Source organism: uncultured Jannaschia sp., assembly GCF_947494025.1.
Lineage (GTDB): Bacteria > Pseudomonadota > Alphaproteobacteria > Rhodobacterales > Rhodobacteraceae > Jannaschia.
In genome coordinates this window covers 532,748-548,699 of record NZ_CANLTQ010000001.1, presented here as the reverse complement: position 1 = coordinate 548,699, position 15,952 = coordinate 532,748, and the positions used below count along the sequence as shown (strand labels likewise).

Annotated in this window: 14 protein-coding genes; 7 read left to right on the top strand and 7 right to left on the bottom strand. The window is 69.7% G+C overall.

The window, feature by feature from the left end:
• The first annotated feature begins 46 nt into the window (after nt 1-46).
• Both Q1B08_RS02740 and Q1B08_RS02735 read left to right on the top strand, forming a co-directional pair.
• Complete coding sequence (locus Q1B08_RS02740; RefSeq protein ID WP_299814290.1) at nt 47-922, top strand: bifunctional helix-turn-helix domain-containing protein/methylated-DNA--[protein]-cysteine S-methyltransferase; 876 nt, start codon at nt 47-49, stop codon at nt 920-922.
• Nucleotides 923-1,075: 153 nt separating this feature from the next.
• A complete protein-coding gene (locus tag Q1B08_RS02735) occupies nt 1,076-1,723 on the top strand; it encodes an OmpA family protein (protein ID WP_299814287.1) in 648 nt (215 codons plus the stop codon).
• 51 nt (nt 1,724-1,774) lie between these two features.
• On the opposite strand, the gene Q1B08_RS02730 is transcribed toward Q1B08_RS02735, so the two are convergent.
• The 4 genes from Q1B08_RS02730 to Q1B08_RS02715 all read right to left on the bottom strand — a co-directional run bounded on the left by Q1B08_RS02730 (nt 1,775) and on the right by Q1B08_RS02715 (nt 6,246).
• The gene (locus tag Q1B08_RS02730; RefSeq protein WP_299814284.1) at nt 1,775-2,164 is read right to left on the bottom strand and encodes a type II toxin-antitoxin system death-on-curing family toxin; all 390 of its coding nucleotides are present in this window, start codon (nt 2,162-2,164) and stop codon (nt 1,775-1,777) included.
• Complete coding sequence (locus Q1B08_RS02725) at nt 2,161-2,385, bottom strand: transcriptional regulator/antitoxin MazE (protein WP_299814281.1); 225 nt, start codon at nt 2,383-2,385, stop codon at nt 2,161-2,163. Before Q1B08_RS02725 ends, Q1B08_RS02730 begins: the two co-directional genes overlap by 4 nt.
• A gap of 63 nt (nt 2,386-2,448) precedes the next feature.
• The gene (gene ptsP / locus Q1B08_RS02720) at nt 2,449-4,680 is read right to left on the bottom strand and encodes a phosphoenolpyruvate--protein phosphotransferase (RefSeq protein WP_299814278.1); all 2,232 of its coding nucleotides are present in this window, start codon (nt 4,678-4,680) and stop codon (nt 2,449-2,451) included.
• Between the two features lie 330 nt (nt 4,681-5,010).
• Nucleotides 5,011-6,246 carry an aspartate kinase gene (locus Q1B08_RS02715; protein WP_299814275.1) on the bottom strand — a complete coding sequence of 412 codons (1,236 nt, stop codon included), beginning with the start codon at nt 6,244-6,246 and terminating at the stop codon, nt 5,011-5,013.
• Nucleotides 6,247-6,451: 205 nt separating this feature from the next.
• Between Q1B08_RS02715 and Q1B08_RS02710 the strand changes: the two genes are divergently transcribed.
• From Q1B08_RS02710 to Q1B08_RS02700, 3 genes are all read left to right on the top strand, one after another.
• Nucleotides 6,452-7,609, top strand: a complete 1,158-nt coding sequence (locus Q1B08_RS02710; RefSeq protein WP_299814272.1) for an alkene reductase — start codon at nt 6,452-6,454, stop codon at nt 7,607-7,609.
• Nucleotides 7,610-7,728: 119 nt separating this feature from the next.
• On the top strand, nt 7,729-9,033 hold the full coding sequence (locus Q1B08_RS02705) for a PQQ-dependent sugar dehydrogenase (RefSeq protein WP_299814269.1): 1,305 nt from the start codon (nt 7,729-7,731) through the stop codon (nt 9,031-9,033).
• Nucleotides 9,034-9,231: 198 nt separating this feature from the next.
• Complete coding sequence (locus Q1B08_RS02700) at nt 9,232-9,438, top strand: cold-shock protein (RefSeq protein WP_299814266.1); 207 nt, start codon at nt 9,232-9,234, stop codon at nt 9,436-9,438.
• A gap of 64 nt (nt 9,439-9,502) precedes the next feature.
• On the opposite strand, the gene Q1B08_RS02695 is transcribed toward Q1B08_RS02700, so the two are convergent.
• The gene (locus tag Q1B08_RS02695) at nt 9,503-10,399 is read right to left on the bottom strand and encodes an NAD(P)-dependent oxidoreductase (protein ID WP_299814263.1); all 897 of its coding nucleotides are present in this window, start codon (nt 10,397-10,399) and stop codon (nt 9,503-9,505) included.
• Between the two features lie 259 nt (nt 10,400-10,658).
• Between Q1B08_RS02695 and Q1B08_RS02690 the strand changes: the two genes are divergently transcribed.
• Entirely contained in the window at nt 10,659-11,480 is an 822-nt protein-coding gene (locus tag Q1B08_RS02690; protein ID WP_299814260.1) for a DUF481 domain-containing protein, read from the top strand.
• Nucleotides 11,481-12,024: 544 nt separating this feature from the next.
• On the opposite strand, the gene glmS is transcribed toward Q1B08_RS02690, so the two are convergent.
• Together glmS and glmU are read right to left on the bottom strand one after the other, a co-directional pair.
• On the bottom strand, nt 12,025-13,827 hold the full coding sequence (glmS, locus tag Q1B08_RS02685; RefSeq protein WP_299814257.1) for a glutamine--fructose-6-phosphate transaminase (isomerizing): 1,803 nt from the start codon (nt 13,825-13,827) through the stop codon (nt 12,025-12,027).
• On the bottom strand, nt 13,827-15,170 hold the full coding sequence (glmU, locus tag Q1B08_RS02680) for a bifunctional UDP-N-acetylglucosamine diphosphorylase/glucosamine-1-phosphate N-acetyltransferase GlmU (protein ID WP_299814254.1): 1,344 nt from the start codon (nt 15,168-15,170) through the stop codon (nt 13,827-13,829). The genes glmS and glmU overlap by 1 nt, the downstream gene beginning before the upstream one ends.
• Before the next feature lie 81 nt (nt 15,171-15,251).
• Between glmU and Q1B08_RS02675 the strand changes: the two genes are divergently transcribed.
• A complete protein-coding gene (locus Q1B08_RS02675) occupies nt 15,252-15,923 on the top strand; it encodes an HAD family hydrolase (protein WP_299814251.1) in 672 nt (223 codons plus the stop codon).
• Nucleotides 15,924-15,952 lie beyond the last annotated feature (29 nt).

Sequence of the window (15,952 nt, the reverse complement as noted above, 5' to 3'; positions counted from 1 at the left end):
GGGCGGCTATGGTCGGGCATCGACACTCGTCGCGCCGGAGGCTTTGATGTCACAGACCGCCCTGCAGATCGCCCCCGATGCGGATCCCCCGACGCGCTACCACTACGCCGTCATTCGCCGCGCCATCGACCTGATCGACACGCGCGCGGACGACCCGCCCTCGCTGGAAGACCTGGCCACCGAGATGCGGATGAGCCCCGCGCATTTCCAACGCACCTTCTCGGCCTGGGCGGGGGTGAGCCCGAAACGGTTCGGGCAATACCTGACGCTCGGCCATGCCAAGGCGCTCCTGCGGGAGCGGTTCACGCTTCTGGAGACGGCGGCCTCGACCGGTCTGTCGGGGACGGGGCGGCTGCACGACCTGTTCCTGCGGTGGGAGGCGATGTCGCCCGGCGATTACGCGGCGGGGGGCGGCGGGCTCGCGATTCGCTACGGCTGGCTCGACGGACCCTTCGGGGAGATGCTGGCGATGGCCACGGAGCGCGGGCTTTGCGGCCTGTCCTTCGCGGCGGAGACCGGGCGCGACGCCGCGCTCGCCGATATGGGCGCGCGCTGGCCCGCGGCGCGGCTGGTGGAGGAGCCTTCGGCCATCGCGCCCTTCGCCGAATCCCTGGGCGAGATGCGGGGCGAGGCGCGGCTGCACCTCATCGGCGGCCCGTTCCAGATCAAGGTCTGGGAGGCGCTGATGCGCATTCCCTCGGGCCATGTCACCACCTATGGCGAGATCGCCGGCGCGATCGGCAATCCCGGCGCGGTCCGGGCCGTGGGCACCGCGATCGGGCGCAACCCGGTGGCCTGGCTCATCCCCTGCCACCGGGCGCTCCGGAAGTCGGGCGGGCTCGGCGGCTATCACTGGGGCCTGCCGGTGAAGCGCGCGATGCTCGCCTGGGAAAGCGGGCGGGCGGAGGCGGCACGCGCCTGACGCCCGAGCGATATTGCCTATCGGCGGCGCTCCGGTCATCTGCGGCAGGGCGCCGCCCGCGCGATTCGTCGCCGGGAGCGGGACGGAACAGGCCGTCCGGGCACGCGTTGTCGCGCCGCACGACCCACCAAGGATTCATCTGGAAAGACCGACATGACACGTATCAAGACCCCCGTTCTGGCCGCCCTTGCCGGCAGCCTCGTTCTCGCAGGCTGCGTCGACGCGACCACCGGCGAGCCGAACCGCACTCGCAACGGCGCGCTGATCGGCGCGGGCGTGGGCGCCGCGGCCGGCGCGCTGGCCGGCAGCGGCAGCCGCGCGGACGAGATTGCCGGGGGCGCGCTCGCGGGCGGCCTGATCGGCGGCGCCGTCGGCTCCCGTCTCGACCGGCAGGCCGCCGATCTGCGCAACCAGCTCGGCGACGATCGCATCACCATCAACAACACCGGCAGCGAGCTGATCGTGACGATGCCGCAGGACATCCTGTTCGCGACCGACAGCGCGACGCTCCGTCCCGATCTGCAGGGCGACATCCGCGCGCTCGGCGGCAACCTGCTGCAATATCCGAACACCACGGTGCAGGTGATCGGCCACACCGATAGCGACGGCGAGGCGGCCTACAATCAGGACCTCAGCGAACGGCGCGCGAACTCGGTGGCGAGCGTCCTGATCTCGCAGGGCGTGCCCGCCGCGCGGATCATCCCGATCGGCCGCGGTGAGTCGCAGCCCATCGCGACCAACAACACCGCCGCCGGCAAGCAGCAGAACCGCCGCGTGGAAGTCGTCATCACGCCGGTCTGAACCCGCCCGGTTCCCGGAACGACGCCCGCCGGAGCGATCCGGCGGGGGTTTTCACGCGATCCGCGCGCTGCCCCGTTCGAGCCAGGCGGCGAAGGCCGTTTCCGTCACCGCCCCGGCGGCCAGATCCTCCATCATCCGCACGCCCTCCACGGGGTCGGGCCGGAAGGCCAGGCCGTTGAGGCGCAGAAAGGTGAGCGCGGTCACGAAGGCGGTGCGCTTGTTGCCGTCGACAAAGGCATGGGCCTTGGCGATCCCGTAGGCATAGGCGGCCGCCAGCGCGAAAAGGCTCGGCGTACCGTAGGCGGCGCGGTTCAGCGCCCGCGCCGCGCCCATCTCGAGCAGTCCCGCATCGCGCAGGCCCGGCGCGCCGCCGTGGCGGGCGATCTGTCGGTCGTGGACGATCCGGATCGCCGGCAGCGGCACCCAGACCGGCGCGGTCACGCCAGGGCGGCCAGCAGGTCGCGGTTCTCGTCCATCACCAGTTCGGCCGCCGCCAGCGCCTCGGCCACCGACGGATCGTGCGCCATGATCCGGAGCGAGCCATCGTCGCCGCGGACCACGAACAGCGAATCCCCGGCCTTGGCGTCGAGCATCGCCAGCATCTCGCCGGTCAGGGTCATGACGGCGGAATTGCCGACCTTGCGGATCTTGGTCTCGATCATGGCGGCCTCCGGGGTGTATCCGCCCGTATATACGGCTAGGGCGGCGCGAAGTCCAGCGCGCCCTCAGCGGGCGCGCAGATACTCCATCACCACGTCGCGCACCGTCTGCTCCCCGGCCTCCCGCGCACGGTCGATGACCTCGCGCACCTCCGCCACGTTCGCGCGCAGCAGGATGTGCTTCACCGGCCCGATGCTCGCCGGGCGCATCGAGAAGGAGCGCAGCCCCATCGCCGCGAAGCACAGCGCCTCGACCGGACGCCCCGCATCCTCGCCGCAGAACGAGACCGGCGTGTCCGTCTCCGCGCAGCGCCCGACGATCTGCTCGATCAGGGACAGGTAGCTGACGTTCAGCGTGTCGTAGCGGCGGCGCACGCGCTCGTTCTCCCGGTCGGCGGCGAAGAAGAACTGCTTGAGATCGTTGCCGCCGACGGAGATGAAGTCCGCCTCCTCGAAGAAGCGCCGCGGCGCGAAGGCCATCGACGGCGTTTCCAGCATCGCGCCGACGGTGATCCGGCTGGGGAGCGTATGGCCGAGCACCCTCTCACGCGCGATCTCCCGGCTCAGGTGCCCGCGGGCGTCGATGAATTCCTGCAGCTGCGCGATGAACGGGAACATGACCTTAAGGTCGCGCCCGTTGGCCGCGCGCAGCAGCGCCTGCAGCTGCATCCGCATGACGCCGCGCTTGTCGAGGCCGACGCGGATCGCCCGCCAGCCGAGCGCCGGGTTCGGCTCCTCGGGGCGGTTCATGTAGGGCAGCACTTTGTCGGACCCGATGTCGAGCGTGCGGAAAGTGACCGGCTTGCCGCCCGCCGCGTCCATCACGCCCGAATAGAGCGCGGCCAGCTCGCCCCGCTTCGGCACGACGTTGCGGGCGAGGAACTGCAACTCCGTGCGGAACAGGCCGACGCCCTCGGCCCCCGAGCTCGGCAGCGACGGCAGATCCGCCAGAAGCCCCGCATTCATCATCAGCTCGATGCGCTGCCCGTCCAGCGTGACGCAATCGGTGTCGCGGATCGTGGCGTAGCGCTTCTGCGCCTGCGCCGCCATCTCCAGCTTCTCGCTGAAGGCCTTGCGGACGATCTCATCGGGCCGCAGATGCACGACGCCCTGATCGCCGTCCACGAGGATGCGGTCGCCCGACAGCGCCTCGGTGGTGATCCCCTCCGCCTGGATCACCAGCGGGATCGCCCAGGCCCGGGCCACGATCGCCGCATGGCTTCCGACCGATCCCCCTTCGAGCACCACGCCCCGGAGCTTGCGGCCGTATTCCAGCAACTCCCCCGGCCCGATGTTGCGCGCCACCAGGACGGCCTTGTCGGGCAGGGCGCCGCGGTCGCGCCCCTGTCCGGTCAGCATCCGCAGGAGCCGGTTCGACAGGTCGTCCAGATCGGCCAGCCGGTCGCGCAGGTAGGGCTCCGCCACCCGCATCCGGGCCCGGGCGACGGTCTGCTGCTTTTCCACGGCGGCCTCGGCGGTGAGGCCGGCGTTGATGTCCTCCTCCATGCGCCGGACCCAGCTGCGCGAATAGGCGAACATGCGGAACGCCTCGATCACCTCCTTTTGCGCGCGGTCGCCGCTGGCCTCGCCCAGCATCCGGTCCACGGACATCCGCAGCTCGTCCACCGCGGAATGGAGCCGCACGACCTCCGCCTCGGGGTCGTCGGTGACGGGATTGGTGATGACCACGCGCGGATCGTGGAGGAAGACTGTGCCCTCGCAGGCGCCCTCCTGCCCGGTCACGCCCTTGAACAGGACCTGGCTCGCATGCCGCGGCCGGAGCGCCTCGCCCTCGCCGGTGAAGGCGCCGAGCTCGGTCATCTCGGCCAGCACCATGGCCACGACCTCGAGGGCGTAGATCTCGTCCTCCTTGAACTCGCGGGCATCCTTCGACTGCACCACCAGCACGCCGAGCCGCTCGCCCAGCCGCTGCACCGGCACGCCGAGGAAGCTCGAGAACACCTCCTCGCCGGTCTCCGGCATGAAGCGGTACCCCTTGGTCGAGGGCGCGTCGGCGGTGTTGAGCGGCCCGCGCGAACGCGCCACGCGACCCACGAGCCCTTCGCCCACCCGCAGCCGGGTGACATGCACCGCTTCGAGGTTGAGCCCGCAGGTCGCGCAAAGCTCCAGCGTCTGCTCGTCGCGATGCAGGTAGACGGAGCAGACGTCGGTCATCATCGACGATGCGACAAGCCGCACGATCATGTCGAGCCGTTCCTGCCCCTCGGCCGCCTCGGCCATGACGGCCTGGAGCCGCCGCAGCAGCTTGCGGCTGTCGCTGTCCTTCGGCGCTGCCATGAGCCCCCCGTCCGCGTCCGCACCCTTCTTAGCCGAGGCGCGTCAAGATGGGGAGGGGGCTTGGCGGCCCCGGCCGCGCGTTCGCCCCCGTCAGGGCCGGACGATCAGCGCGGTCGCGTCGCCGGTCAGCGCGGGCAGAAGCAGCAGCACGCCGACGCAGAGCAGGCACCAGAACAGCGAAAGGCGATCGAGGGACGGCATGGCCGCCACATTTATGCCCGATGGCTTAACGTTCCGCTAAGGCAACCGACAGGATCCGCTTGCGGGCCGCCATCGCCCATCCCCGGGGCCGGGCAGCCATCCGTCCGATCTCGTCGAGACGCCGGCCGCTCAGATCTTCTCGAGCTCGAACGTGTCGTGCAGCGCCTGCACGGCGAGCTCCATGTATTTCCGGTCGATCAGCACGCTGATCTTGATCTCGGACGTGGTGATGACCTTGATGTTGATCCCCTCGGCCGAGAGCGCCTTGAACATCCGCGCCGCGACGCCCGCATGGGAGCGCATGCCGATGCCCACGACGGAGACCTTGCTCACCCCCTCGTCGGCGATCAGGTCGTGGAAGTTGATCTCCTCCCGCGCCATCGCGTCGCGCACCGCCTTCTCGGCGTGGGCGACCTGATCGACCGGCAGGGAGAAGGTCATGTCCGTGCGCCCGTCCTCGGCGATGTTCTGCACGATCATGTCGACGTTGACGCCCGCCTCGGCGAGCGGCCCGAAGATCGCCGCGGACACGCCGGGGCGGTCGGCGACCGAGACCAGCGTCATCTTCGCCTCGTCGCGGCTGAAGGCGACCCCGGCGACCACGTTCGATTCCATGATGTCCTCCTCGTCGCAGACCAGCGTGCCCGCATCGTCGCTCATTTCCTCGAAGCTCGACAGCACGCGGAGCTTCACCTTGTAGCGCATCGCCAGTTCCACCGACCGCGTCTGCAGCACCTTGGCGCCGAGCGAGGCGAGCTCCAGCATCTCCTCGAAGGCGATCCGGTCGAGCTTGCGGGCCTTGGACGTGATCCGGGGGTCGGTCGTGTAGACGCCGTCCACGTCGGTATAGATGTCGCAGCGCTCCGCGTCGAAGGCCGCCGCGAAGGCCACCGCCGTCGTGTCCGAACCGCCGCGGCCCAGCGTGGTGATCCGGCCCTCGGGGCTGATCCCCTGAAAGCCCGCCACCACGGCCACGCGCATGCCCTGACGGAATTTCGCGTCGAGGTTGTCGCTGGGGATGGCGCCGATCCGGGCGGAGGAATGCGCGGAGTTCGTCTGCACCGGCACCTGCCAGCCCTGCCAGGACCGCGCGTCGATCCCGTTCTCCTGCAGCGTCAGCGCGAGGAGGCCCGCGGTCACGTTCTCGGCCGAGGAAACCACGGCGTCGTATTCGCGCGCGTCGAAGAAGGCGCCGGTCTCGCCCACCCAGCCCACGAGCTCGTTGGTCTTGCCCGACATGGCGGAAACGACGACGATCACGTCGTAGCCCTTGGCGACCTCGACGCCGACGCGTTTCGCCACCCGTCGGATCCGGTCGAGATTGGCGACGGAGGTTCCGCCGAATTTCATCACGAGTCGCGGCATGCGGGCCTCTGTCCACCGTCGTGGCCTGTTAGGGGAGGGGGCGCGCGAGGGCAAGACGGGCGCCGCCCCGCCGGTCGGCTCGCGCATCGTGAGAGACCGACCTCCGCGCCCGTGCAGGGCCGCCGCCCGTTGCGGCGCGGCGCGCCGGACCTAGCTGCACCGCAGAACGCGCCCGGCCCCTTCCGGGCCATCGAAGGAGCATCCCATGACCGACACCCCGACCCCGACCGCCAACGCCCCCCTCTTCGCGCCGATCGCGTTCGGCGCGACCGCGGCGCGGAACCGCATCGTGATGGCGCCGCTCACGCGGTCGCGATCCGTCGCGCCCGAGAACACGCAGACCGACATGCATGCCGAATACTACGCGCAGCGCGCGGGCGCCGGCCTCATCGTGTCCGAGGCCACGCAGATTTCGCCGGAGGGGCAGGGCTACGCCTGGACGCCCGGCATCTTCACCGATGCCCAGGTCGAGAGCTGGAAGAAGGTGACCGACGCCGTCCATGCTGCCGGCGGGCGCATCTTCTGCCAGCTCTGGCACGTGGGCGCGATCAGCCACAACGTGTTCCAGCCGGACGGCGGCGCCCCGGTCTCCGCGAGCGAATGGACGCCGGAGGGCGAGGCCTTCGTCGGCGACCTGCATCCCGACGGCCCGACCGTGCCGCATCCCGGGGCGCGCGCGCTCGACGTGGACGGGATCGCGCGGATCATGGACGATTACCGCCATGCCGGGGCCTGCGCCCTGCGGGCCGGCTTCGACGGGGTCGAGCTCCACGCGGCGAACGGCTACCTCATCGACCAGTTCATCCGCAGCTCCTCCAACCGGCGGGACGATGCCTACGGCGGCACGCTCGACAACCGGCTGCGCTTCCTGACCGAGGCGCTGGAGGCGCTGTGCGAGGTGATGCCGGCGGAGAAGATCGGCGTGCGCCTGTCCCCCGAGGGCGGGGCGGGCAAGAGCTTCGACGACGATCCGTTGACGACCTATTCCGCCGCGACGAAAGCCCTCGCGGGCCGGGGCCTCGCCTATCTGCACGTCGTGCGGCCGAACGACTTCCTCAGTGCCGGGGCCGACCGGATGCGGGGCGACCGGATCGTGGCGGCCCTGCGCGCGGCCTTCGACGGCCCGTTCGTCGTCAACGGCAACTTCTCGCCCTCGGAGGCGGCCGAATGGGTCGCGGACGGGCGCGCGGACGCCGTGGCGTTCGGGCGGATGTTCATCGCGAACCCGGACCTGCCCGTGCGGATCGCGTCCGGCGGTCCCTACAACGAGGCGGACACGTCGACCTTCTACGGCGGCGGGGCGGAGGGCTATACGGATTATCCCGCTCTCGACGTCTCCGACGTCTCCAACGTCGCGGCCTGAGGCGACCCGCGACCGGGGGCGGCGACGCCCGCCCCCGGTCCCGATCCGGCGCTTGGTCTGCGGAACCGGGGGGCATGTCGTCCGCGTTGAAGCGGAAATCCCCCGCAGGAGCGCCCGCCATGCGTCGCATCGTCCTTCTTCTGGCTTCCACCCTGATCGCCCCGCAGGCGGCGCTGGCCCAGGCCGGCGCCGGCAGCAGTGAGCCCTCCGCCGCCGAAGACCGCGGCCGGCAGGGCGTGGAGATCGTGGGCCACGTCCTGAAACCCGTTCCGCTCGACTGGAGCGAGGAGCGGATGGCCCGCCTCGCCCTGCCCGAGGGCTTCGAGATCTCTGTCTTCGCGCGCGATGTGGAGAACCCCCGCATGATGCGCGTGGCCGAGGACGGCACGCTCTACGTCACCCGCCGGCAGCCGGGCGACGTGATGATGCTGCGCGACACCGACGGCGACGGCACCGCCGACGAGAGGGAGGTCGTCGCCCGGAAGGAGCAGATGCACGGGATCGAGATCGACGGCCGCGACGTCTGGCTGATGACCGTGAACGAGCTCTTCCACACCACGCTGCAGGAGGACGGCACCTTCGGCACGCTGGAGACCGTCGCCGACGACTTCCCGGAGGGCGGGCAGCACCCGAACCGCATGGTCGTGAAGGGCCCGGACGACAAGCTCTACGTGTCCGTCGGCTCGACCTGCAACGCGTGCGGCGAGACCGACGAGGAGAACGCCACCATCGTCTCCCTGAACCCCGACGGCACGGCGCGCACGATCCACGCATCCGGCCTCCGCAACACGATCGGTTACGGGTTCGAGCCGGAGACCGGGCAGCTCTACGGTTTCGACCACGGCATCGACTGGCTCGGCGACAACGAGCAGCACGAGGAGTTCAACCGCATCACGGAAGGCGACCGCTACGGCTGGCCCTATGTCTACGCGATGTCGCGCTTCAATCCGCAGGACACGCCGCCGAACGCGTCCTTCTCCGACTACGCCGCCGGCAGCGAGGAGCCGATCGGCCTCCATACCCCGCATGCCGCGCCCATGCAGATGGCGTTCTACACCGGCGACGCCTTCCCCGAGGAATACCGGGGCGACGCCTTTGTCGCGTTCCGCGGCTCCTGGAACCGTCAGCCGCCCTCCGGCTACGAAGTGATGCGCGTCGATTTCGAGGACGGCCGGCCCGTCGCGATGGAGCCGTTCCTGACCGGCTTCCTGATGGAGGACGCCGAAAGCCCCACGGGTTGGGGCAACATGGGCCGCCTGAGCGGGCTGGCACAGGGGCCGGACGGAAGCCTCTACCTGTCCGACGACACCGGCGGGGTGATCTACCGGATCACCTACGAGGGCGACGCGGCCTCCGATCGTCCGGCGCCGGAATTCACCAACGCCGATACCGGCGCACTGAACCTCGGCCTCGTCGGAGGCTGAGCGGCGGACGCCGGATGCCATTTTCGTGATGTCGGGGGCCTTCGCTCTTGGCATCGCGGCCGACCTGCGGTAAAGGCGACGGGCGAACGTTATTCTATTTCGACACTGTCTCCTTTCACGGCGCTCAGTCTAATCGATCCAGACCGACCACGCCGCGCTGCCGCATCCCGCGGGCAGCACCGAACAGGAGATACGGATATGGCCACCGGCACCGTAAAATGGTTCAACGCAACTAAAGGCTTCGGCTTCATCGCCCCCGATGGCGGCGGAAACGACGTCTTCGTGCACATCTCGGCTGTTGAGCGCGCGGGTCTCTCCGACCTCGCCGACAACCAGAAGGTCACCTTCGACATCGAATCCGGCCGCGACGGCCGCAGCTCCGCGTCGAACCTGCAACTCGCCTGATCCATCCGATCAGTGAGAAGAGCGAAACGCGGCCTCCGGGCCGCGTTTCGTCGTTTCGGGACCCTCAGACGGCCGTGCCGACCTCGTCGCGCCAATCCACCTGCGGCTCGAACCCGAGCAGCCTGCGGGCCTTGTCGATGGAATAGAACGTCTCGTCCGGCGCCATCTCCCGCCGCTGCGGCACGCCCTCGTAGAAGCGCGCGACGACCTCATCGGTGGAGATCGCGACCGAGGAATTCCGGTTCGCCACGTTGAACACCTCGTAGCCCAGCCCGTCCGTGTCGAGGCAGCACTGCACCATCCGCCCGAGGTCGCGCGCGTCGATATAGGCGAAGATGTTGCGCCGGCGCAGGCTCGGGTCGGCGACGAAATCGGGGAACTTCGCGGCGTATTCGTGCGGCTCGAACACGTTGTTGATCCGCAGCCCGTAGATATCCGCGCCCGACCGCTGCTGGAAGCAGCGCGCCGTCGCCTCATTGCAGACCTTCGACATCGCGTAGCTGTCGCCCGGCAGGGTCGGATGCTCCTCGTCCACGGGGATGTATTCGGGCTTGCGCTCGCCATCGGCGAAGCAGATCCCGTAGGTCGTCTCCGAGGAGGCGAAGATCACCTTGCGGATGCCGACGCCCAGCGCCGCCTCGATCACGTTGTAGGTGCTCATGGTGTTGATGCGGTAGGTCTCGTTGTCGGTCCGGATCATGATCCGGGGGATGGCCGCGAAATGCACCACCGCGTCGTAGGGCGGCACGCCCCGCGGCGGCTCCAGGTCGCGGAAATCCGACGGCTGCGTCAGCGCGCCCCAGACCTGACCGGGATCGGTAAGGTCGGCCGTCAGGTTCTCCACCCCCTCGACGTCGAGCGGCACGAGGTCGAGGTTCGTGACCCGGTGCCCCTGCGCCAGCAGATAGGGCACGACGTGCCGTCCCGCCTTGCCGCTCCCGCCCGTGAACAGAATCCGCATGCTCGCTTCTCCGTAATGATCTCCGGGAGATCTAGTCGGCCGGCATGCGGGCGGCCAGCCCCCACACGGAATGTGCCGGGCTTCACGTCGAATGTTGCAGACGCGAGCGGATCGCGGCGTATGGATTCGTGGCGCTTCGGCAACAGTCGAATACCGTTAACGGTCCAGGAATTGTTTGGGGGCGTGGGGGGATTAGATGCCGGATCAGCAGACGATCTGCCCGTACGTCAGTCGTACGAACTTCCTGAAAGGATTGGGAATGAACAAGATTGCAAGCCTTGCCGTCGTCCTCGCGATGACGACCGCACTTCCGGCTTTCGCGCAGACCACCATTACCGGCATCCGCGACCTCGATGACCGCATCGACGACATCGAACGCGACGCGCAGCGCGGCCTCAGCCGTGGCGAGGATGCCGAGCGCTTCGGCGAGAACGACGTCGTCCAGGGCTTCCGCGGTTCGGCCGCGCTGACCTTCTCGGGCACCGACGGCAACACCGAGACCTCCGACCTGAGCTTCGCCGGCCGCATCACCTACGGCGCCGGCAGCTGGAACCACCTTTTCGGCTTCGCGGGCGAATACGGTGAGTCGGACGGAGAAACCGACGACGAGGAAGTCTTCGTCATCTACGAGGGCAGCCGCTACTTCACGCCCCAGTTCTACGCCTTCGGCACCGGCCGGTTCGAGTACGACAGCTTCGGTTCGAACCGTCAGGACGCCTTCGTCGGCGGCGGTCTGGGCTACCGCGTCGTCAACACGTCGGAAGTCGCCTGGCGGGTCCAGGCCGGACCGGGCGTCCGCTACGTCCGCGAGCAGAACGGGGATTCCGAGACCGAAGCCGCCGGCATCGCGTCCTCGCGCCTGTACTACGGCCTGACGGACACCGTCGCGCTGACCAACGACACCGACATCCTGTCCTCGGATGCCGACACGGCGGTGGTCAACGATTTCGGCGTGAACTTCCGGGTGAACGAGACGCTCTCGACCCGCATCAGCTACCGGACGGATTACACCACCGACCCGGAGCCGGGCTTCAAGTCCACCGACAACACGCTGGGCGTTTCCCTCGTCGTCGGCTTCTGAGCCGGCCGGACCGGATTTCGAAAGGGGCGCGGTGCAAGCCGCGCCCCTTTTTTTTTGTCGCAATCCGTGGATGGTGCGGACCGCCCCGGAGGGCGAGGAGCCCCCTTCGCGATACCGTGATCGAAACCCCTCCATTCCGGGTCGCGCCATTTGCGGCCTTGCACGGCCGACACCGGCCCTCGGCGGCGCGGCGATGTCGGGTGGCTCGATCGTGAAGCCCCGACAGGGCTCGATTTCCCTGTCGTCGGAAGCTCACCGGGGACGTGGTGTCGCCCGGCGGCGAATCCGATGCCTCGAAGTTTTTCTTCCGACACCTCTTCGGAACGGTCGCCGCTGCAACAGCGCTGTCGGCCTGCGGATCGTCGCGTCTCACGGGACCGGGATCGGCCGGACGGGCGCGTGACAGCCCCGGCGCGGATGCCCCGGCGCCGACCGGCGCGCGTCCCGTCCGAAGCCGATGTCGTTACGCCGTCCCACAGCTGTGCCACAGCCGTAACACAGCCATAACACGGCCGTGACACACCCCGTGGGGCGCTTCGCGGGCCTACTCGACGGTGACGGACTTCGCGAGGTTGCGGGGCTGGTCCACGTCCGTCCCCTTGTGGACCGCCGTGTGGTAGGCCAGCAGCTGCGCCGGGATCGCATAGAGGATCGGCGCCAGCATCGGGTCGACCCGCGGCAGGACCAGCACCTCGCGCACCCCCCTGCCGCCGCGCTCCGCTCCCTCGGGATCGGTCACCAGCAGCACCTGCCCCTCGCGCGCCATGACCTCCTGCATGTTGCTGACCGTCTTGTCGAAAAGCGCGTCGGTGGGCGCGAAGACGACCACCGGCAGCGCCTTGTCGACCAGCGCGATCGGCCCGTGTTTGAGTTCGCCCGAAGCGTAGGCCTCCGCGTGGATGTAGCTGATCTCCTTCAGCTTCAGCGCGCCCTCATGCGCCAGCGGGTACATCGGCCCGCGCCCGAGGAAGAGGATGTCGGACGCCTCGGCGAGCCAGCCCGCGAGGTCGGCGCAGCGCTCCTCGATGGCAAGGGCCTGACTCACGAGGCCGGGCAGGCGCCGGATCTCGGCGACGAGCTTCGCCTCCTCCGCCGCGTCGATCACCCCCCGCTGCCGTGCCGCGAGGATCGCCAGCATCAGCAGGATGGCGAGCTGGTTGGTGAAAGCCTTGGTCGAGGCGACGGAGACCTCCACGCCGGCGTGGATCGGGAACATCACGTCCCCCTCCCGCGCGATGGAGGACTGGTCCACGTTGACCATCGACAGGATCGCCCCGGCCCGCCCTTTCGCGTAGCGCAGCGCGGCCAAGGTGTCCGCCGTCTCCCCCGACTGGCTGAGGAAGAGCGAGGCGGTGTCCGGGCCGACCGGACCCTCTCGGTAGCGGTATTCGGAGGCCACATCGACCTCGACCGGCATCCGCGCGATCCGCTCGAACCAGTACTTCGCCACCGAGCAGGCGAGGAAGCCGGTGCCGCAGGCGACCATCTGGAGCCGCGCGACCGAGGCGAAGTCGAAACCGGGATCCGCGACCCTGTCCCCGTCGAGATAGGCGTCGACGACGCGGGCGAGCGTCCGCGGCTGCTCGTGGATCTCCTTGGCCATGAAGTGCCGGTGTCCGGCCTTCTCGATCCGCGTCGCCTCCATCCGGATGCGGCGTATCTCGCGGTGGGTCTGGTGCCCCGCGGCGTCGAAGATCTGCGCGCCCGTCCGCGTGACCACGGCCCGGTCGCCCTCCTCGAGATAGGTCAGCCGGTCCGTGAGCGGACCGAGCGCAATCGCGTCGGAACCCACATACATCTCGCCGTCCCCGTGTCCGATCGCGAGCGGGGAGCCGGCCCGCGCGACGACGAGCAGGTCCGGCTCGCCTTCGAACAGGAAGCAGAGCGCGTAGGCCCCTTCGAGCCGGTCGATCGTGGCGAAGGCGGCCTCCCGCGGGGGCAGCCCCTCGTCGAGGAAACGCTCGCACAACCGCACGACGACCTCGGTGTCCGTCTCCGATTCCCAGGGGCCGTCGAGTTCGGCCTTGAGCGCCTGGAAGTTCTCAATGATGCCGTTATGCACGACGGCCACGCGCGCGGCGCGGTGCGGATGCGCGTTGGCGACGCTGGGGGCGCCGTGCGTGGCCCAACGTGTATGGCCGATCCCCGCCCGCCCGGCCAGCGGCTCGTGCACGAGCAGGTCAGACAGGTTGACGAGCTTGCCCACCGCCCGCCGGCGGTCCAGCCGCGCGCCCTCGACGGTGGCGATGCCGGCAGAATCGTAGCCGCGATATTCCAGTCGCTTCAGCGCGTCGAGCATGATTGGAGCGGCCTGGTGGGAGCCGAGGATGCCGATGATCCCGCACATCAGCGTGTCTCCTTCCGTGCGCGGAAGGCCTGCTGCAACCGCTCGGCGTAGCCCGGCTTCGTCTCCTGCCGCGCCCGTCCCATCGCCAGCGCGCCGTCGGGCACGTCGTCCGTCACCACGCTGCCGGACCCCGTCATCGCGCCCGCGCCGATCGTCACCGGCGCGACCAGCATCGTGTCCGACCCGATGAACGCGTCCGCCCCGATGGTCGTGCGGTGCTTGGCCACGCCGTCGTAGTTGCACGTCACCGTTCCGGCCCCGACATTCACGCGCGCCCCGATCTCCGCGTCGCCGATATAGGTGAGGTGGTTGATCTTCGCGCCTTCGTGGATCTGCGCGGCCTTCACCTCGACGAAGTTGCCGATCTTCACCCCTCGGTCGAGTTCCGCGCCGGGGCGCAGCCGGGCATAGGGGCCGACGACGCAATCCGCGGAAACGTGGCAGCCTTCCAGGTGGGAGAAGGCGCGGATCGTCGCGCCGGTCTCGACGGTCACTCCGGGACCGAAGACGACGTTCGGCTCGATTGCCACGTCGCGGCCGATCACGGTGTCATGCGCGAAGAACACCGTCTCCGGCGCGGTCAGGGTCGCGCCGGTGGCCATCGCATCGAGCCGCGCGCGATCCTGGAACGCCGCTTCGGCCCGCGCGAGGTCGGCTCGGGTATTCACGCCAAGCGTCTCGGCCTCGGGGCAGATGACGACGCGGGCGGCGCGCCGCGCCGCGCGGGCCAGCGCCACGATGTCCGTGAGGTAGTGCTCGCCCGCCGCGTTGTCGGCCCCGACCTGCTCGATCAATTCGAAGAGCAGATGCTTGTCGGCCGCGATCACGCCCGAATTGCAAAGGCGGATGGCCAGCTCCTCCGGGGTCGCGTCCTTCGCCTCCACGATGCGCTCCAGACGGTCGTCCTGAACGATCAGCCGGCCGTAGCGGCCCGGATCGGCCGCCTCGAAGCCGAGAACGACCACATCGGCGCCCTCCGCGCGGGCGGCAAGCATCGCGTCGAGCGTTTCGGGTCGGATGAACGGCGTGTCGCCGTAGAGAATGATCGCATCGCCCGAGAAATCCTCCAGCGCCGCGCTGGCCTGCGCGACGGCATGCGCCGTGCCCCGCTGCTCCGCCTGCCGGACGACGACGGCCTCCGGGTCGAGTGCGCGGGTGGCGGCCTCGACGGCCTCGCCACCGTGCCCCGCGACCACCACGACGCGATCGGGTTGCAGAACGCCGCCCGCGCGCAGCGCATGGGCGAGAAGGGGGGCATGTGCCACCCGGTGGAGGACCTTCGGCAGGTCGGATTGCATCCGGCTGCCCTGTCCGGCGGCGAGAACGATCAAAGCAATCGGCATCGGGAGCCCTTTCCCTCGGTCGCCTCCCGTTCTACCCCCGGCGCGACCTGCCGCAACCCGGCATCGCAAAGGATGGCCCCGATGAAACGTTGCGTGATCTTCGATCTCGACGGCACGCTCTGCGACACGTCGGGCGACCTGATCGCGGCGGCCAACGCGGCCTTTGCGATGCGCGGGCACGCGATCCGCCTCGATCCCGCGGGTTCCGAAGACCGGGCGACTGCGCTGCGCGGCGGGCGGGCCATGCTGCGTCTCGGCTTCTCGCGGGCGGGAGAGGTGGACGAGTCGGAGGTGGATGCGGGCTACCGGCCGCTCCTCGACGCCTACGAGCGCGACATCTGCCGGCACACGTCGTTCTATCCCGGCGCCGTCGAGGCGGTTCGCCGTCTGCGCGACCGCGGCGACGCGGTCGGCATCTGCACCAACAAGCCGGAGGGGCTGGCCGAGCAGTTGATGGCGGCGCTCGGCGCGCGCGACCTGTTCGACAGCCTTGTCGGCGCGGACCGCCTCGCCGTCCGCAAGCCGCGGCCGGAGCACCTCGCGGAAAGCGTGCGGGAGGCCGGGGGCGACATGGCGCGGGCCGTTCTGATCGGCGACACGATCACCGACCGACGCACGGCCTTGGCGGCGGGCGTGCCCTGCATCCTCGTGAGCTTCGCGCCCGCCGGAGCCTCCGTCGCGGATCTCGACCCGGACGCGGTGCTCGACGATTACGGGGATCTCGACCGGGTGCTCGACCGCGTTCTCGGCTAGGCGCGCCCCCCGTCCGGACCGCCGGGGGA